Genomic DNA, 17771 nt, shown 5'->3' with positions numbered 1-17771 from the left:
ATGAAGAATGAAAGCTGAAATTATCGCGGTCGGTACGGAGCTGCTGCTCGGTCAAATCGTAAATACGAATGCGCAATACCTGTCGCAGAAGCTTGCGTCACTCGGCATCGACGTTTATTTCCAGACGGTGGTTGGGGATAATCCGGGCCGTCTGCGGCAAGCGATCGAAATCGGGCGGAGCCGCGCCGACTTGCTTGTGTTCACCGGCGGACTCGGGCCGACGCAGGACGATTTGACGAAGGACGTCCTTGCCGATTATTTGAACCTCGGCCTGCGGCTGCATGAGCCGTCCATGGCCAAAATCGAGCAGCTGTTCGCTTCCAGGGGACTTCATATGGTCGAAAGCAACCGAAGGCAGGCCATGTCGATCGAAGGCGCCGAGCCGCTGGAAAATACGACGGGCCTGGCCGTCGGGAACGGCTTAACGGCCGACGGGACCTTGTATTTGCTCCTGCCGGGTCCGCCGAAGGAAATGAAGCCGATGATGGACGGAGCGGGCGAGAACTGGCTTCGTTCCAATCTCGTAGATGAACAGCCGCTCTATTCCCGGATATTGAAGTTCGCCGGGATCGGCGAATCGAACCTGGAAGCTACGCTGCTGGATCTGATCGACGGGCAGGTTGATCCGACCTTGGCCCCTTACGCGAAGGAAGGGGAGGTTGCGATCCGCGTTTCCACCAAGGCCGGTTCGGAAGCGGAGGCAAGCGTCAAAATCGACGCCGCCGTGGCGATGATCAAGGAGCGCGCAGGCGATTATTTGTATGCCGAACGGGACGTTCCGATCGAAGAGGAGATTATAAGGCTGCTAAGAGCTTCGCGCCGCAAGCTGGCAAGCGCGGAAAGCATTAGCGGAGGTCTGCTTGCCGAGCTCATTACGAACGTACCGGGAAGCAGCGGAGAGTTTCTGGGCGGGGTCGTCACCTATACGAATCACATGAAGCACCGCTTGCTCAGCGTTCCGATGTCACAGCTCGAAGGCGAAGGGGCGCCCGGAGCGATCAGCGAATCGACGGCCGCCTTGATGGCGGAACGGGTCAGGGAATTGGCCGGCGCCGACTTTGGCATCTCGCTTACCGGCGTCGCCGGTCCGGCGGAATCGGAGGGCAAGCCCGTAGGTCTCGTCTACTTCGGATTGGCGGAGCGGGGCAAGCCGACCGTCGTGCATACGATGAACTTAAGCGGCGGCAGGACGATGATCCGGATCAGAGCGGTCAAGGCCGCGCTTTACCGGCTATGGCTGTCGCTTCGCGACTAACGTCGCCCGCCAAATTAACGGTTGTCAAATCGGACGAGGACCGCTATACTTGTAAATAGTTATCGGAAGAACCGTGGCGAAGATTACTTTGCTGCGGTTTTTTTTATGCTCTCTTGAAGGGGCGTGAGAAAAAAGACGAATGTATGTTCGAAAAAATGCTTGGCAAACGTTCCGAAAAAAGGTATCATAACATTATAAACGATGAAGGATGTGAGTTTCTTGTCGGATCGCCGCGCAGCGTTGGAAATGGCTTTACGTCAAATCGAGAAACAGTTTGGTAAAGGCTCGATCATGAAATTAGGGGAATCCACACATATGCAGGTAGAGACCGTGCCGAGCGGCTCGCTTGCTCTAGATATCGCTTTAGGAATCGGCGGCTTGCCCCGCGGACGGGTCATTGAAGTGTACGGACCGGAATCATCGGGTAAAACGACAGTAGCGCTGCATGCCATCGCAGAAGTCCAACGTATCGGCGGACAAGCTGCCTTTATCGATGCGGAGCATGCGCTCGATCCTCTGTATGCCAGCAAGCTGGGCGTAAACATTGACGAATTGCTGCTGTCTCAGCCCGATACGGGCGAGCAGGCGCTTGAGATTGCCGAGGCGCTCGTGCGAAGCGGCGCAGTCGACGTTATCGTCATCGACTCCGTTGCGGCGCTTGTGCCGAAGGCGGAGATCGAAGGCGACATGGGCGATTCCCACGTCGGCCTGCAAGCTCGCTTGATGTCGCAAGCGCTTCGGAAGCTGTCGGGTGCTATTGCGAAATCGAAGACGATCGCGATCTTCATTAACCAGCTTCGCGAGAAAGTGGGCGTCATGTTCGGCAATCCCGAGACGACGCCTGGCGGACGGGCATTGAAGTTTTATTCCAGCGTACGACTCGACGTGCGCCGCGTAGAGACGCTTAAGCAAGGCAACGACATGGTCGGCAACCGCACGCGGATCAAGGTCGTTAAGAACAAGGTCGCGCCTCCGTTCAAGCAAGCGGAGATCGATATTATGTACGGCGAGGGCATTTCCAAGGAAGGAAGCCTGATCGACATCGGCGTCGAGATGGACATCGTCCAGAAGAGCGGGGCGTGGTTCTCTTACGAAGGCGAGCGTCTCGGTCAAGGCCGGGAGAACGCCAAGCAGTTTCTGAAGGATCATAAGGAAATCGCCGGTGCGATCGAGAAGCAAATTCGCGAGCAGAGCAATCTGTCGGCCGTGGCCGCGCAAGCGAACTTCAGCCCGGAGGAAGACGAGGACGAAGAGTTCGAGGATCTGGAGTAAACGTTAATAACGCTGTTTTCATATAGAATGCACAGCTTCGCCGTCCCTGGTGGGACGGCGAAGCTGTGTTTACGAAGGAAGTTCGGGGTGATACCAATCGAGCACGAGAACGAGAAAGTGCAAGGGACCGGACCTTGGCTGATTTTATCGGTCCGGCAGGATAAGAAGGAGCGGAAACGATATCATTTGTACGCCGAGTCCGAGACCCTTCTTCTTACGGTACACGAAGACATTTTGATCAAGCACCGGCTAATGAAAGGCGCAGAGCTGTCTATGGAACAACTCGAAGAAATCCGGACGGAGGACGAGAGATACCGCGCATATGCGCTTGCCGTCTACTATCTTGGTTTTAAACCAAGAACGAGAAAGCAAATTCATCACTATTTATCCCGCAAGGAACTGGAAGAAGACAATATAATGTTCGCGCTAGACCGTTTAGAAAAGGAGCATCTTGTTGATGATGAACAATATGCGCGTCAATTTGCCGCCGGCCGATTAAAGAACGGCTTGAAGGGACGGCTTTGGATAAAGCAGGAGCTGAAGCAGCGGGGCGTATCGAAGCAAGCCTCCGCGGAAGCGGCCGATGCGCTCGACCGCAAGCTCGAATTAGCCGCGGCGGAGAAGGCGGCCGAGAAGAAGTGGAGAAGCTTAAAAGGCGAGACGGCGGACAGAAAGCGGAAGCTTATGGGCTATTTGCTGCGCAGAGGGTTTCCAGGGGATATCGTGAGGGAAGCGGTAAAGCTTGTCGTTTCGAGTGGCGAAGCAGATTCGTCCGATGAGGATGATGGGCTTTTGCTTGACAATTGATTTTATGAAAAGATAAAATGAGGTTGTATTCCTTCTACTTTGAATCAATTTTCCTTCCAAAAGTTGATTCAAAACGATTTTTTTCGTCAAAATGAGTAATTGTTGAAACGGTATGGAAACCGGTTGAAAACCTAATAACATCCCAAGCCTTGCCTTGGTATGCAGCAGGGAGGTGAACAAGATGTCCGATGTAATTTGGATCTTGATCTGTCTCTTTGTTGGCGCAATTTTCTTTGGGATTGGTTATTTTATTCGAAAGTCGATTGCCGAGGCGAAAATTTCGAGCGCTGAGCAGGCTGCCATCCAAATCGTGGAGAACGCGAAGAAGGAAGCAGAAGCCCAGAAAAAAGAAACGGTGCTGGAGGCAAAAGACGAAGTCCACAAACTTCGTTCCGAAGCCGAGAGAGACATTCGTGAGCGACGCAACGAGGCTCAGCGTCAGGAAAGACGTTTGCTCCAAAAAGAGGAGTCGTTGGATAAAAAGCTGGAAGCGTTAGAGCGCAAAGAAGAATCGGTAGCCAACAAAGAGAAACGGATCGATGAAACGCAAGAGCAGATTGATTCCATTTACAAGCAGCAGCTCAGCGAGCTTGAGCGGATTTCCAGCTTGACGATGGAAGATGCGAAGTCGATTATTTTATCCAATGTTGAGCAAGAAGTACGACATGAAACAGCGCAGATGATTAAAGAGATCGAGCAGCAAGCGAAAGAAGAGGCCGATAAGAAAGCGCGCGACATTATTTCGTTGGCGATCCAGCGTTGTGCGGCGGATCATGTAGCGGAGACGACGGTATCCGTCGTTACGCTGCCGAACGAAGAGATGAAGGGCCGCATCATCGGACGCGAAGGCCGGAATATTCGCGCCTTGGAAACTTTGACCGGTATCGATCTAATCATCGACGATACACCGGAAGCGGTCATTTTGTCTGGATTCGACCCTATTAGACGCGAAATTGCCCGCACATCTTTGGAGAAGCTTGTGGCTGACGGTCGTATCCATCCTGCCCGCATTGAGGAAATGGTCGAGAAATCTCGCAAGGAAGTGGATGAGCGCATCCGGGAATACGGGGAGCAGGCTACCTTCGAGGTCGGCGTTCACGGCTTGCATCCGGATTTGATCAAGATTTTGGGACGATTGAAATACCGGACAAGCTACGGACAGAACGTATTGAAGCATTCGATGGAGGTCGCTTACCTGACCGGCTTGATGGCGGCGGAGCTCGGCGAAGACATCACGCTGGCGAAGCGCGCAGGATTGCTGCATGACATCGGCAAGGCTCTTGACCATGAAGTGGAAGGCTCGCATGTAGAGATCGGCGTTGAGCTTGCGAAGAAATACAAGGAGCATCCTGTTGTCATCAACAGTATCGCTTCCCACCACGGCGATACGGAAGCAACTTCCGTTATCGCGATGCTGGTGGGCGCAGCTGACGCATTGTCGGCAGCACGTCCAGGCGCTCGCCGCGAGACGCTCGAGACGTACATCAAACGGCTGGAGAAGCTTGAAGACATCTCCGAATCGTTTGACGGCGTGGAGAAATCTTACGCGATCCAAGCCGGACGCGAATTGCGCGTCATGGTTCAGCCAGACAAGATCGACGATACGGAAGCTTTCCGTCTTGCTCGCGATATTACGAAAAAAATCGAGAGCGAGCTCGATTATCCGGGACATATTAAAGTTACGGTTATTCGGGAAACCCGTGCAGTCGAATACGCGAAATAAGCACAATCCCATATGCATTGCAGAAAAGTGGCTGCTTGGCAGCCACTTTTCTGTCTGCAAGCGTACATAAAGGAAGTGTGAAGACATGAACGTATTATTCATCGGAGACATCGTAGGAAATGTGGGAAGAAACGCGCTGAAACGAGTACTGCCCGCGCTGAAGAGCAAATACAATCCGCATATCATTATCGCCAATGGCGAAAACGCGGCGGCGGGGCGGGGCATTACGGCAACGATCGCAAAGGAATTTTTCGAGTGGGGCGTCCACGGCATTACGATGGGCAACCATACGTGGGACAATAAAGATATTTTTGAATGGATCGACGAGGAACCGCGTATCGTCCGCCCGGCGAACTACGCTCCCGGCGCGCCGGGGCAAGGGATGGCTTTCATCAAAGCGAACGGCAAGCAGCTGGCGATCATCAATTTGCAGGGCCGCACGTTTCTGCCTCCGATCGATTGCCCGTTCCGCAAAGCCGATGAGCTGGTCGAGGAAGCGGATGCGAAGACCAAGAACATTTTGGTTGATTTTCATGCCGAAGCAACCTCGGAGAAAATTGCGATGGGCTGGCATCTGGACGGCCGCGCATCGATCGTGCTTGGCACGCACACCCATGTGCAGACGAACGACGATACGATCTTGCCGGGCGGCACGGCATACATTACGGACGTTGGAATGGTAGGCCCGAAGGAAGGCGTGCTGGGCATGGAGAGAAACGCGGTGCTCCACAAATTTATGACGCAGCTTCCGGTCCGATTCGTCGTCGACGAAGGAAAGTGGCATCTGCATGCGATCTCGGTGCAGCTGGACGATGCGACCGGCTTGGCGCGAAAAATCGAGAAAATCCGGTTAACCGAAGAAGATTGGCTGCTCATGTAGCGCTCGGAAATTTTGAAACATTGAAACATTCCGACAATTCAGAACTGTTCGTTAATTGAAAGGAATAAAGCAGGAATTTTTTAACCTCTCTCGAATACTATTTAAAAGTGGAATCCATCCAACAGTCCAAGGGGAGGTTCTTTTTCATGGATGTATTAAAAGTTTCAGCAAAATCCAATCCAAATTCCGTTGCAGGCGCGCTTGCAGGTGTTCTTCGCGAACGCGGCGGCGCGGAACTGCAGGCTATTGGTGCTGGCGCATTGAACCAAGCCATTAAGGCTGTCGCGATCGCGCGCGGTTTCGTCGCTCCCAGCGGGGTGGATTTAATTTGTATTCCGGCCTTCACGGACATCGTGATTGACGGAGAGGATCGTACAGCCATTAAATTGATCGTGGAGCCTCGGTAAAGCCATCGTTTGGGCGTAAGAGGCGGAGAAAATAAGTTGACTAATCGCCTGTTTACGTCGTAGACAGGTTTTTTGCTGCGATTCGAGAAGACAGAAGACGGCGAGGTGCGGAGATGAGGATCGTTGATTTTCATTGCGACGTCCTGTGCAAGCTGCTGCTGGACGATAAATTAACGTTTCATGGCGGTAAACCGGGCACGCTGGACGTTACATACGAGCGATTGAAATCGGCCGGAGTCGCATTGCAGACCTTCGCGGTCTATATTCCGGCTTCGATGAACGGCCGGCTTGAGCCGATCTTGGAAAGCCTGGACCGATTTCATCAATCGGTATTGTCTTGCGAGGATATGCGCTGGGTGCGGACTTCCGCCGACTTGGAGAGCTGCTTGAACGACGGCAAGATCGGCGCTTTGCTATCCCTTGAAGGAGTGGACGGATTGCAGGGCAATCTGTCTCTGCTTCGCATCATGCACCAGCTCGGCATCCGGGCCGCCGGGCTTACTTGGAATCATGCGAATTGGGCGGCGGACGGCGCGATGGAAGCTCGCGGAGCGGGATTAACGGCAAAAGGAAGAGCTTTTGTAGAAGAATGCAATCATTTGGGTATACTGGTAGATGTATCGCATCTGTCCGAGCGGGCGTTCTGGGATGTAGCAGAGCTTTCGACCAAGCCGATCATCGCATCGCATTCCAATTCCAGATCGGTTTGCGACCATCCGAGAAATTTGACCGACGAGCAGATCAAGCGGATTATCGCGATGCGGGGCCTGATCGGGATCACTTACGTTCCGTGGTTTGTTTCCAAGGAAGAAAACGTTACGGTAGACGATATTCTGATCCATATCGAGCGCATATGCGAGCTCGGGGGAGCGGAGCAAGTTATGCTGGGATCCGACTTCGACGGGATTGACCGTTACGTGACGGAGCTTACCCATCCGGCGGAGGTCTGGAGGCTTCGGGAAGCGGTTCTGCGCCGGTATTCGGCAAGCGTGGCGGACAGGTTGATGTCCGGGAACGCGCTGCGGTTCTTAAGCCGACATTTGCCGCAACAATGAACCACAGTCCGATCTATTTGCGATATGAATTCAATCGAAACAAACTATGTTTCATTTAAGCGTTTACATCTTGATTTTTGCAATAATGCCCTTTAAACTTGTTGTGACTATTATAACTTCTATTATATAATTGCTTGATGCGTCGAATAATTGCACGTTCTAGAAAAAGAGGAGATGGGCATTTTGATCAGTCAATTGTCTTGGAAGATCGGGGGGCAACAAGGGGAAGGCGTCGAGAGCACGGACCGTATCTTTTCCACGGCGCTCAACCGTTTGGGCTATTATTTGTACGGATATCGTCACTTTTCTTCGAGAATCAAAGGCGGGCATACGAACAATAAGATCCGCATCAGCACGAAGCCGATTCGCGCGATTTCCGATGATCTGGACATTCTGGTCGCCTTCGACCAGGAGAGCATCGATCTGAACGCGAAGGAATTGCGTTCCGGAGGCGTCATCGTCGCGGACGCGAAGTTCAATCCGGTCGTTCCGGACGGGATCGACGCGAAGCTGTTCGCCGTGCCGATTACGGCCATGGCGGAAGAGCTTGGCACGTCGCTTATGAAGAACATGGTTGCCTCCGGCGCGTCTTGGGCTCTGCTCGGGCTGCCGCTGGAAGTGTTCAACAAAGCGGTGGAGGAAGAGTTCGGACGGAAGGGCGCAGCGATCGTCGAGAAAAATATCGAAGCCGTAAAGCGCGGCGCAGAGTTCGTGCTCGAACAGGCAGGCGGCCCGCTTGACGCGTTCAAGCTCGACGAAGCGGACGGCATGCAGAAGCTGTTCATGATCGGCAACGAAGCGATCGGCCTCGGCTCCATCGCGGCAGGCTGCCGATTGATGTCCGCCTATCCGATTACCCCGGCTTCGGAAATTATGGAATATCTGATCAAGAAGCTGCCGAAATTCGGCGGCACCGTCATTCAAACCGAAGATGAAATCGCTGCCGTCACGATGGCGATCGGCGCCAACTATGCGGGCGTCCGCACAATGACGGCTTCAGCCGGTCCGGGGCTTTCGCTCATGATGGAGGCGATCGGCCTTGCGGGCATGACGGAGACGCCGCTCGTCATCGTCAATACGCAGCGCGGGGGTCCGTCCACGGGTCTGCCAACCAAGCAGGAGCAATCCGACCTTAACGCGATGATCTACGGTACGCACGGCGAAATTCCGAAGATCGTCATCGCGCCCGCGTCGATTGAAGACTGCTTCTACGATACGATCGAATCCTTCAACCTGGCTGAGGAATACCAGGTACCCGTCATCCTGATGACCGATTTGCAGCTGTCGCTGGGCAAACAATCCTGCGAGCCGCTCGATTACGGCAAAATCGAAATCAGACGGGGCAAGCTGGCCGAGAACGTGCCGGCACTCGAGGGTCACGATTTGTTCAAACGGTACGAACTTACGGAAGACGGCATCTCCCCGCGCGTATTGCCTGGCGAGAAGGGCGGACTCCACCACGTAACGGGCGTTGAGCACGACGAGACGGGCCGACCGTCCGAGAACGCGGTCAACCGCCAAAAAATGATGGATAAGCGTCTCGGCAAGCTGAGCGGCATGTACATTCGCGACGCGATCCGGGTTGACGCTCCGAGCGAGAAGCCGGATTTGCTCATCGTCGGCATGGGATCCACGGGCGGAACGATCGACGAAGCGCGCCGGGCGCTTGCCGAGGATGGCATAACTTCCAATCACGTAACGGTGCGTCAAATCCATCCGTTCCCGACGGAGCTGCTGCGGCCTTATCTGCACAATGCGAAGCAAGTTATCGTCATCGAGAACAACGCGACGGCTCAACTCGCCTCTCAAATCAAAATGAACGCCGGCTTTGCCGACAAGATCGAAAGTTTGCTGAAATACGATGGAAATCCGTTCCTGCCTTCCGAGGTTCATAAAGCTTGCAAGGAGTTGAGCGCAAATGGCAACGTTCAAAGAGTTTAGAAATAATGTAAAGCCTAACTGGTGCCCCGGCTGCGGGGACTTCTCCATACAAGCGGCGATTCAGCGCGCGGCCGCGAACGTTGGCCTCGAGCCCGAACAGCTTGCCGTCGTATCGGGCATCGGCTGCTCCGGACGGATTTCCGGCTACATTAACGCTTACGGCTTTCACGGCATTCACGGACGAGCGCTTCCGATCGCGCAAGGGGTGAAGCTGGCGAACCGCGAACTTACCGTCATCGCGTCTGGCGGCGACGGAGACGGCTTTGCGATCGGCATGGGGCATACGGTTCATGCGATCCGCCGCAACCTGAACATCACGTATATCGTTATGGACAATCAGATTTACGGTTTGACGAAGGGCCAAACCTCGCCGCGAAGCGCGGAAGGCTTCAAGACGAAATCGACGCCGGAAGGCTCGATCGAGTCGACGCTTTCGCCGCTCGAGATCGCGATGTCTGCCGGCGCCACATTCGTGGCCCAGTCGTTCTCCAGCGATTTGAAGCAGCTGACGAGCCTGATCGAGCAGGGCATCAAGCACGAGGGCTTCTCGCTTATCAACGTGTTCAGTCCGTGCGTGACCTTCAATAAGATCAATACGTACGACTGGTTCAAGGAAAACATCGTGAACTTGGAGCAATTCCCGGATTACGATCCGTCGAACCGGATGCTTGCGATGAACAAGATCATGGAAACGAACAGCATGCTGACCGGTCTCATCTACCAGAATACGTCGCGCAAATCGTACGAGGATCTCATTACGGGCTTCAAGCAAGAAGCGCTCGCGAAGCAGGATGTGATGATTACTTCCGGCGAGTTCGACAAGCTTGTTGCCGAGTTTAAATAAGTGATATGATAAGCATATGGCCCCCCGGGCCGTATGCTTTTTATTTCGTAGCAGGAGAGTGGCAGCATGATACATAAACAAGTTCCAATCGGGGTGTCCGCGAGACATATACATTTGTCGCAAGCGCATGTGGAATTATTATTCGGCGAAGGATACGGACTGACGGAGATGAAGCCGTTATCCCAGCCGGGACAATACGCCGCTAACGAATCGGTGGAAGTGATCGGGCCGAAGGGCAGCTTCCCGAAGGTGCGGATTCTAGGTCCGGCACGCAAGGGGACGCAGCTGGAAGTATCGCGCACCGATGCGTTCGCGCTCGGCGTTAACCCGCCCGTCCGTGAATCCGGCAATACGGCCGGCTCGGCCGGCATCAAGATCAAAGGGCCGGCAGGCGAGATCGACATCGAGGAAGGCGTGATCGTCGCGGCCAGGCATATCCACTTTCATACGACCGATGCCGAGAAATTCGGCATTGCCGACAAACAGCTGCTTCGCGTTCGGTTCGGCGGCGAACGCGGCGTCGTGTTCGAGCAGGTCGTCGCGCGGGTATCGGAGCAGTACGCGCTCGATATGCACATCGATACGGACGAAGCGAATGCCGCCGGCGTGAAGAACGGGGATATAGGCGAAATTATCGATTAATGCAAAAAGCTGCAGCGTCGTCTGTCGAAGACGAAGCGCTGCAGCTTTGTTAATTTGTATCGCCGATTAATGGCCCATCATCATGCTGACCTCAGGCTGCTTCTCATCCGGGCCGGCAATCGGCTCCTGCTTCGGCCTGCGCAGAAGCATGGCGACGATCGCTCCGACGATCGCGATGGAGGCAAGGATGAAGAACGTATCGCCGTAGGACAAGTAGACGATGTTCGGGCCCGGCTCCGTCGCCGAGTAATGCTCCATCCTGCCCGCCAGAATGGTGGACAACCCGGCAATCGCGAAGGAGGTCATCACCTGCTGCGCCGCTGCCGTCAGCGAGGTGACGCGGCTAACGAGTTCTCTTGGCGCAGACTGCATAATATGCGTATTGAGCGGCATCATCGATAAGCCCATGCCGGCCCCGAGCATCGCAAGCGGAATCATTAACATAACAAGCGTCGTGTCGGCCGACATTCGGCTAAGCAGGTAAGCCGCAATCGTAACGATGGAGAGGCCGGTGATGACGACGGGACGCGCCCCGAACTTATCGAACAGCCTGCCGCCGATCGGCATGAAGAGACCGGCTGCCAGCGCCTGAGGGAGCATGATCAGCCCCGTGTTGAAAGCTGTGTAGCCTTTAGCGATCTGCAGAAAGACCGGTACAAGGAACATCGTGCCGAACAATGCGATTTGCACGATCCATTGCAGGATGATTCCGCGCGTAAAAAGGCTTGATTTGAACACGCGAAGCTCGAGCAAAGGCTCTTTGCGGTTCAGTTCAACGATAATGAAAATGATAAGCGCGACGCCGCCGACGATCATGCCCGTCAGCGCCTCGGTCGAAGACCAGCCGCTTCCGCCGCCGCCTTCGCCGCCTCCCGCCGAGCTTACGCCGTAGGCGAGCATGGCGAAGGCAAGCGGAGCAAGGAGCATGCCGAGGAAGTCGAGCGCAGGCACGCGCTTCCGTTCGAGATTAGGCAGCGTGCGGAGTCCGACGATAACGGCGATGACGCCGATCGGCAAGTTGATAATGAAAATCCAATGCCAGGACACGTAATCGACAAGCCAGCCGGCTACGACGGGGCCGAGCGCAGGAGCAAGCAGCATCGGGATGCCGATCATGCCCATGACCGCGCCCTGTTTGCCGGGAGGGCTCAGCCTGAAGGTGAAGGCCATCGCGATCGGCGCCACCATGCCGCCGCCGAGCCCTTGAATGACGCGGAATACGATCAGCTGCTCCGCCGTGGATGCCAGGGCGCAGAGCCCCGAGCCGATCGTGAACATAATGATCGAGAACAGAAAAATTTGTTTGGCGCCGAACCGGTCCGACAACCAGCCCGCGAGCGGAATGACCGCCGCTTGCGCCAAAGCGTAGCCGGTAATCGTCCACTGAACGACCGTCATCGAGCTTTTGAAATCGTCCATGAGCCCTGGCATGGCGACGTTCATCGCCGTTCCGTCCAGAATAACCATAAACATGCCGACGATAATGGCGACCAGCGGCGCGAGAATGGCGCGAATCGACATGGAATCTCCTGCCGGCGCCGCTTGTTTGGCTGTTGAAGCCATTTCTTTCCCTCCTATCCGAATGAAGCCATTCTTCGAATTGTTGACCGTTCCTAGCGGAACAGGCTACAATTAGGATGACCGTTTTCTATGAGCGGACAATTGTCCGCATTACTGAATAATAAAGACGAATGACGCAATTGTCAATTGTTTATTTTGAAAATATTTGTAAGAATTCGTTTAGGAGACAGTGGCGATGACGATACCAGACGGGGGCAGAACGAAACAAGATTTGAGCAATGTCATACTGAACACGGCCAATCACTTGTTCGAGGAGCATGGGATCGAATCGGTCAGCATGCACCAAATCGCGAAAGCGGCCGGCATCGGACAAGGGACGCTCTATCGGCGCTACGCCAACAAAGGCGATTTGTGCATGGACATGATGAAAGAAAACTTCGGCGCTTTTATAAAGCAGATCGACGACTATTTGACGGCGGAGCCGCAGCCGCCCGTATACGATCGGCTCTGCGAGGTGATGAAGCAGGTCATCGCGTTCATCGACAAAAAATCGCAATGGTTCGGCGTTCTTCATGCCCACATAAAAGTAGACGAGAAAAAATCCGATTTCTTTCAAGCTCCGCCTTACTTGTATTTGCACGCTACGCTTAGCGGACTGCTGCGCGAGGCCGCGGACGAAGGGCTTATTCCGGATATCGACCCGGGCTACACGGCCCATGCGTTCATCGCGGTCCATTCGCCGCATACGCTGAGGCATTTGCGGGATACGATGGGCTTGACGCGCGAGGAGATCCAGCGCTGTTTTTGCGGCACGTTTATTGACCCTCTATTTCGTTAACTGGTATAATACTGAATTGGGCTATACGAAACGGCAATTTAAATGGACCCTTAAGGAAGTGAGCTGAATTGACGTTGGATAGCAATCGGGGGAAGACGGAGGGAAAGTCCGCCGGGGAGAAGGACTTCTCCAAATATTTCGATTTCAGCGATGCGAAGGTCATCGGTCAGGATGAGCATTCTACGACCTACCGGATCAAGGGAAGGATCGTCAACATAAATTCGGCGCCGAGCCATAAAGACGAGAAAAAACGCGGCAAAGAGGACATTCAGGTGCACTACGACTTCTCGATTCCGGAAGAGCTGAGGACGATCGGCGCCGGAAAGTTTTATCTGATTCAAACGTACGGCTGCCAAATGAACGAGCACGACACCGAGGTCATGAAGGGCATGTTCGAGCAGATGGGCTATACGGCCACGGAGGACCGTCGCCAAGCGGATGTCATCCTGCTGAATACATGCGCCATCCGCGAGAACGCGGAGGACAAGGTGTTCGGCGAGCTCGGGCACTTGAAGACGCTCAAGACGGAGAAGCCGGATTTGCTGCTCGGCGTATGCGGCTGCATGTCGCAGGAGGAATCGGTCGTCGCCCGCATTTTGCAGAGGCATGCCTTCGTCGACATGATCTTCGGAACGCATAACATTCACCGGCTGCCTTCCTTGCTGCAAAACGCATATTTCAGCAAGGAAATGGTCGTCGAGGTATGGTCCAAGGAAGGCGACATTATCGAAAATTTGCCTAAGAAACGCGAAGGAATGCGCGCTTGGGTGAACATTATGTACGGCTGCGACAAGTTCTGCACGTACTGCATCGTTCCGTATACGCGCGGCAAGGAGAGAAGCCGCCGTCCCGAGGACGTCATCGCGGAGGTCCGGGATCTCGCCCGCCAAGGCTTCAAGGAAATTACGCTGCTCGGCCAGAACGTGAACGCGTACGGCAAAGATTTCGAGGATATCGACTATCGTTTCGGCGATCTGATGCACGACATGTCGAAGATCGATATTCCGCGCATACGGTTCATGACGAGCCATCCGCGCGATTTCGACGATCATCTGATCGAGGTGCTCGCTACCCGAGGCAATCTTGTGGAGCATATCCATCTGCCTGTACAATCGGGAAGCACGGAAATTTTGAAGCGGATGAGCCGCAAGTATTCCCGTGAAGCGTTCCTTGAGCTCGTCGGAAAAATCAAGCGGGCCATCCCTGACGTCATGCTGACGACGGATATTATCGTGGGCTTCCCGGGCGAGACGGAGGAGCAGTTCGAGGATACGCTGACGCTGGTGGAAGAGGTCGGTTTCGATTCGGCCTACACGTTCATCTATTCGCCGCGCGAAGGCACGCCTGCTGCCGGGATGGAGGATAACGTGCCGCAGGAAGTGAAGAAGGCGCGTCTCGCGAGATTGAACGCGCTGCTGGCTTCGATCGCCCGGGAGAAGAACGAGCAGCTGCGCGGCCGAGTCATGGAAGTGCTGATCGAAGGCGAAAGCAAAAACAACGCCGCGATTTTGTCCGGGCGAACGCGGACGAATAAATTGGTTCATCTGGAAGGACCGAAGGAATGGATCGGGCAATTCATCCAGGCAAAGGTTACCGACGCGCAAACTTGGTACATCAAGGCGGAAGCGATGGACCAAGGCGCACAAGAAGCCGTTGGTTAACGGCAAAACAGGAGAGATGACAAATGGCAGAGCAGCAAACGGCAGTCAATCATCCGGAGCATAGCGGTCATGACCATGACCATGCGCACGGAGAAGGCTGCGGCATTCCGAGCTTCCATACCCGCGACCTGATCGTGCGCGAGGATATTATGAATAAAGCGAAGGAAATGGCCGATCTTATTTTTACCTCTGCGGAAGTTCAGCATTACCGCCGCGCGGAGCAGCAAATTAACGGCAACGAACGGGTGCAGAAGCTGATCAGCCAAATCAAGAAGAAGCAGAAGGAAGTCGTCGCCTTCGAAACGACGTTCAAAAACGCCGATATGGTGAAAAAAATCGAAAGCGAAATGAACGAGCTGCAGGACGAGCTTGACGGCATCCCGATCGTAGCGGAATTTCAGCAAAGCCAAGCCGACATTAACTATTTGATGCAGCTGGTCGTTACGATCGTGCGCGATACCGTCTCCGACAAAATCAACGTGGAGGACGCTTCCGAGCCGGCTCCCGAGGAATGCAGCGACTAGGGCGGCGCAATTTAACGGCTGAATCCGATTCCGATAAAAAAAAAGAAGCGTTTGTCCTTGGCGACAAACGCTTCTTTCCGTATAGGCCGATCTTTCGGTTACGCTTCGTAAGCCGCGCCGTCCGGCCTCGCTTTGACCGTCGATGTCCGGATATGGATGACGTACGGCAGCATGGAGACGGCCAATAGGGCAGCCGCCAGCGATTTGACCGCGTCTCCGATCAGGAACGGATAGCAGCCGGCGGCAAGCGCTTTGCCAAGCGGCAAGCCCGTCACGTGCATGAGCCAAGGAATGCCGGGAACGTAAGCGCAGAGCGAGCTGAACAGCTCGAAAATGAGGAAGAAGGCGACAAGGGCCGCCGTTTTGCTCCGTTTGGTGCCTTCCTTCTTCAAGTAGGCGCCGACCGCCAGGCTGATGAGCATGGCGCAGAACGGGAACGCGAATATAAAGCCGGCGGTATGTCCGGTCAGCGTCGCGATCCCGCCTTGCCCGCTGAACAGCGGCAGTCCGAAGGCGGCCAGCACGATGACGGCGGCGATGCTTAGAAACGCATTGCGCGGCGTCAGGAACAGGCCGGTCAGCGCGACGGCTAGCGTCTGCAGCGTGAACGGGACGAACGAGCCGCCCAGCTTGATCGTCAGCGAGCTCATGACGACGAACAGCGCCGCGAAGAGGGCGGTGAAGACGAGCGACCGGATATTATTGGTTGGCATAAGCATACACGACTCCTTTATGTACTTGCGGATTTATTGTTAACCATATATATTTGATTAAGGTTAACAAATCGAATTGTAGCATAGCCAATCGTATTGGGGAAGAGGTTGGGTGAAATTTTTTGGAGCATCGCGCGTTAATTGAAATGAAGCGGGTGTCGGTCACGCCGCCCGCGCAGGCGGCAGGACGGAAGCCGCCGACTGTATTGAAGGACATCGATTTCACGGTATATAACGGGCAGTGGGTCACGCTGCTCGGACGGAACGGAAGCGGGAAAAGCACGCTCGCGAAGGCGGCGGCCGGCTTCCGGCTCTCCGGGCTGAAGGGGCGGATTGCGAACGCGTCGCGGTCCGCCGAAGCGAGCGGCAAGCCGGTCCCGATCGTCATGCAGCAGCCGGAGGCGGCATTGCTTGGCGCAACGCCGCTCGAGGACGTCGTGCTGCTGCTTGAGCAGAATGAGCTGGCGGCGGAATCGATCATCGGCATAGCCGAGCGGGCTTTGCGGAAGGTCGGATTAGGGGAGCGAATGCACCAGCCGATCGGGACGTTATCGGGCGGCCAGAAGCAGCTCGTCGCCATCGCCGGCTGCCTGGCCATGGATTCGCCGCTGCTCATGCTCGACGAGGCGACGTCCATGCTGGATCCGGGAGCGTCACGAAGCGTGCTGGAGCAAGCGCGCTCGCTTCACTTGGAAGGGATCGCCGTACTGTGGATCACGCAAAAGCTAGAGGAGCTGAGGGAAGGCGATCGGATCGTCGTCCTGGAAGACGGACGAATCGTTTACGACGGGTACGCGGACGGATTTTACGAGAGGACGCTGCGGGCGGACGGCGGGAGCATCTGCGAACGACTCGGCTTCGAGGCGCCTTATCCCGTCCGAGTCGCTTGGGAGCTGGAACAGCTCGGCCTTTCCGTTCGTCCGTTTCCTTATACGGAAGAGATGCTCGCAGAGGCGGTGAAACGTTATGGCCGGTGAATGGAAGCTTGAAGGGGTAACGGTCGCCGCGGATGGCGACAAGAAGCGGCAGCTGCTAAGAGGCGTTCGAGCAACTTTTCGTCCGGGACAAATTACGCTGCTCGTCGGGCGCAACGGCTCGGGTAAATCGACGCTGCTGGAGACGATGGCGGGGCTGCGGCCGCTAGAGGCCGGTACGATTGCCGTCGGGGAGAACCCGCTATGGCTTCGGAGAGACGGAAGGGGGAAGCTGAACCGCGAAGCGATCCTGAAGGTCGGCATCGCCATGCAGCATTCGGAATCGCAATGGTTTGCCGCGACCGTCCGGGAAGAGCTGCTATATTCGCTGCGGCCATACGGCTTGAAGGACGCAGAGGCGGATCGGCGCATCGCGGCCGCGCTCTCCGAGGTCGGATTGGAGACGTCGCTGCTCGAGCGCGACCCGTGGACGCTTAGCGGCGGCCAGCAGCGAAGGCTCTCGCTCGCCTGCCTGCTGGCGTGCGGGCCGGAATGGCTGCTGCTCGACGAGCCGACGGCGGGGCTTGACGCCGTCGGGATCAGCCGCCTGTGCGCGGCGCTGCAGGCGCACAGGGCGGCAGGGCGCGGAGCGGTCGTGGCCACGCACGACCTCGACGCGCTCCTGCCGCTCGCGGACGCGGTCGCCGTCATCGGAGGCGGCCAGGTCCGCGAAGCGGCAGCGGCAGAGGCGGCGACGTACGCCTCTGCCGCGCC

General features: G+C 55.6%; 17 protein-coding genes. 15 read left to right on the top strand and 2 right to left on the bottom strand.

Features of this window, described 5'->3' with window-relative positions:
* The first annotated feature begins 7 nt into the window (after nt 1–7).
* The 10 genes from IDH41_RS18960 to pduL all read left to right on the top strand — a co-directional run bounded on the left by IDH41_RS18960 (nt 8) and on the right by pduL (nt 10826).
* Complete coding sequence (locus tag IDH41_RS18960) at nt 8–1255, top strand: competence/damage-inducible protein A (protein ID WP_190863799.1); 1248 nt, start codon at nt 8–10, stop codon at nt 1253–1255.
* 219 nt (nt 1256–1474) lie between these two features.
* Nucleotides 1475–2527, top strand: a complete 1053-nt coding sequence (gene recA / locus IDH41_RS18955; protein WP_190863797.1) for a recombinase RecA — start codon at nt 1475–1477, stop codon at nt 2525–2527.
* An 87-nt stretch (nt 2528–2614) separates the two neighbouring features.
* A complete protein-coding gene (locus tag IDH41_RS18950; RefSeq protein ID WP_317890780.1) occupies nt 2615–3334 on the top strand; it encodes a RecX family transcriptional regulator in 720 nt (239 codons plus the stop codon).
* Between the two features lie 181 nt (nt 3335–3515).
* Complete coding sequence (gene rny / locus IDH41_RS18945) at nt 3516–5057, top strand: ribonuclease Y (RefSeq protein WP_190863795.1); 1542 nt, start codon at nt 3516–3518, stop codon at nt 5055–5057.
* Nucleotides 5058–5142: 85 nt separating this feature from the next.
* On the top strand, nt 5143–5937 hold the full coding sequence (locus tag IDH41_RS18940; protein ID WP_190863793.1) for a TIGR00282 family metallophosphoesterase: 795 nt from the start codon (nt 5143–5145) through the stop codon (nt 5935–5937).
* Between the two features lie 146 nt (nt 5938–6083).
* Complete coding sequence (locus IDH41_RS18935; protein ID WP_006036664.1) at nt 6084–6344, top strand: stage V sporulation protein S; 261 nt, start codon at nt 6084–6086, stop codon at nt 6342–6344.
* Nucleotides 6345–6457: 113 nt separating this feature from the next.
* Nucleotides 6458–7399, top strand: coding sequence for a dipeptidase (locus IDH41_RS18930; RefSeq protein WP_190863791.1), 942 nt, complete (start codon nt 6458–6460; stop codon nt 7397–7399).
* A 183-nt stretch (nt 7400–7582) separates the two neighbouring features.
* Entirely contained in the window at nt 7583–9340 is a 1758-nt protein-coding gene (locus tag IDH41_RS18925; RefSeq protein ID WP_190863789.1) for a 2-oxoacid:acceptor oxidoreductase subunit alpha, read from the top strand.
* Nucleotides 9318–10184 carry a 2-oxoacid:ferredoxin oxidoreductase subunit beta gene (locus tag IDH41_RS18920; RefSeq protein WP_190863788.1) on the top strand — a complete coding sequence of 289 codons (867 nt, stop codon included), beginning with the start codon at nt 9318–9320 and terminating at the stop codon, nt 10182–10184. Before IDH41_RS18925 ends, IDH41_RS18920 begins: the two co-directional genes overlap by 23 nt.
* A 66-nt stretch (nt 10185–10250) precedes the next feature.
* Nucleotides 10251–10826, top strand: a complete 576-nt coding sequence (gene pduL / locus IDH41_RS18915) for a phosphate propanoyltransferase (protein ID WP_190863786.1) — start codon at nt 10251–10253, stop codon at nt 10824–10826.
* A gap of 66 nt (nt 10827–10892) precedes the next feature.
* On the opposite strand, the gene IDH41_RS18910 is transcribed toward pduL, so the two are convergent.
* Nucleotides 10893–12404 (bottom strand): MDR family MFS transporter, encoded by a 1512-nt coding sequence (locus IDH41_RS18910; protein WP_317890781.1) that lies wholly within the window; start codon nt 12402–12404, stop codon nt 10893–10895.
* A gap of 178 nt (nt 12405–12582) precedes the next feature.
* Here IDH41_RS18910 and IDH41_RS18905 point away from each other — a divergent pair, with 178 nt between their 5' ends.
* The 3 genes from IDH41_RS18905 (at nt 12583) to IDH41_RS18895 (ending at nt 15370) form a co-directional block, all read left to right on the top strand.
* Nucleotides 12583–13185, top strand: a complete 603-nt coding sequence (locus tag IDH41_RS18905) for a TetR/AcrR family transcriptional regulator (RefSeq protein ID WP_190863782.1) — start codon at nt 12583–12585, stop codon at nt 13183–13185.
* A gap of 68 nt (nt 13186–13253) precedes the next feature.
* Nucleotides 13254–14846, top strand: a complete 1593-nt coding sequence (gene miaB, locus IDH41_RS18900; protein ID WP_223829862.1) for a tRNA (N6-isopentenyl adenosine(37)-C2)-methylthiotransferase MiaB — start codon at nt 13254–13256, stop codon at nt 14844–14846.
* Nucleotides 14847–14869: 23 nt separating this feature from the next.
* The gene (locus IDH41_RS18895) at nt 14870–15370 is read left to right on the top strand and encodes a RicAFT regulatory complex protein RicA family protein (RefSeq protein ID WP_190863780.1); all 501 of its coding nucleotides are present in this window, start codon (nt 14870–14872) and stop codon (nt 15368–15370) included.
* Between the two features lie 98 nt (nt 15371–15468).
* On the opposite strand, the gene IDH41_RS18890 is transcribed toward IDH41_RS18895, so the two are convergent.
* Nucleotides 15469–16083 carry a biotin transporter BioY gene (locus IDH41_RS18890; RefSeq protein WP_190863778.1) on the bottom strand — a complete coding sequence of 205 codons (615 nt, stop codon included), beginning with the start codon at nt 16081–16083 and terminating at the stop codon, nt 15469–15471.
* 122 nt (nt 16084–16205) lie between these two features.
* Between IDH41_RS18890 and IDH41_RS18885 the strand changes: the two genes are divergently transcribed.
* Together IDH41_RS18885 and IDH41_RS18880 are read left to right on the top strand one after the other, a co-directional pair.
* Nucleotides 16206–17060: an ATP-binding cassette domain-containing protein gene (locus IDH41_RS18885; protein ID WP_190863776.1), complete on the top strand. Its 855-nt coding sequence runs from the start codon at nt 16206–16208 to the stop codon at nt 17058–17060.
* Nucleotides 17050–17771 (top strand): ABC transporter ATP-binding protein (locus IDH41_RS18880; RefSeq protein ID WP_190863774.1); only part of this gene is annotated, 722 nt, incomplete at its 3' end. The genes IDH41_RS18885 and IDH41_RS18880, both read left to right, overlap by 11 nt.

Origin of the sequence: Paenibacillus arenilitoris (genome assembly GCF_014705655.1) — a bacterium.
Lineage (GTDB): Bacteria > Bacillota > Bacilli > Paenibacillales > Paenibacillaceae > Pristimantibacillus > Pristimantibacillus arenilitoris.
The sequence above is the reverse complement of the archived record's forward strand: the minus strand, read 5'-3'. Positions and strand labels throughout refer to the sequence as shown.

What these genes read in the sequence shown, in the direction of transcription:
- IDH41_RS18960 (WP_190863799.1), top strand. Translation starts at nt 8, where the DNA reads ATGAAAGCTGAAATTATCGCGGTCGGTACGGAGCTGCTGCTCGGTCAA.
- rny (WP_190863795.1), top strand. Translation starts at nt 3,516, where the DNA reads ATGTCCGATGTAATTTGGATCTTGATCTGTCTCTTTGTTGGCGCAATT.
- IDH41_RS18940 (WP_190863793.1), top strand. Translation starts at nt 5,143, where the DNA reads ATGAACGTATTATTCATCGGAGACATCGTAGGAAATGTGGGAAGAAAC.
- IDH41_RS18935 (WP_006036664.1), top strand. Translation starts at nt 6,084, where the DNA reads ATGGATGTATTAAAAGTTTCAGCAAAATCCAATCCAAATTCCGTTGCA.
- IDH41_RS18930 (WP_190863791.1), top strand. Translation starts at nt 6,458, where the DNA reads ATGAGGATCGTTGATTTTCATTGCGACGTCCTGTGCAAGCTGCTGCTG.
- IDH41_RS18920 (WP_190863788.1), top strand. Translation starts at nt 9,318, where the DNA reads ATGGCAACGTTCAAAGAGTTTAGAAATAATGTAAAGCCTAACTGGTGC.
- pduL (WP_190863786.1), top strand. Translation starts at nt 10,251, where the DNA reads ATGATACATAAACAAGTTCCAATCGGGGTGTCCGCGAGACATATACAT.
- IDH41_RS18905 (WP_190863782.1), top strand. Translation starts at nt 12,583, where the DNA reads ATGACGATACCAGACGGGGGCAGAACGAAACAAGATTTGAGCAATGTC.
- IDH41_RS18895 (WP_190863780.1), top strand. Translation starts at nt 14,870, where the DNA reads ATGGCAGAGCAGCAAACGGCAGTCAATCATCCGGAGCATAGCGGTCAT.
- IDH41_RS18890 (WP_190863778.1), bottom strand. Translation starts at nt 16,083, where the DNA reads ATGCCAACCAATAATATCCGGTCGCTCGTCTTCACCGCCCTCTTCGCG.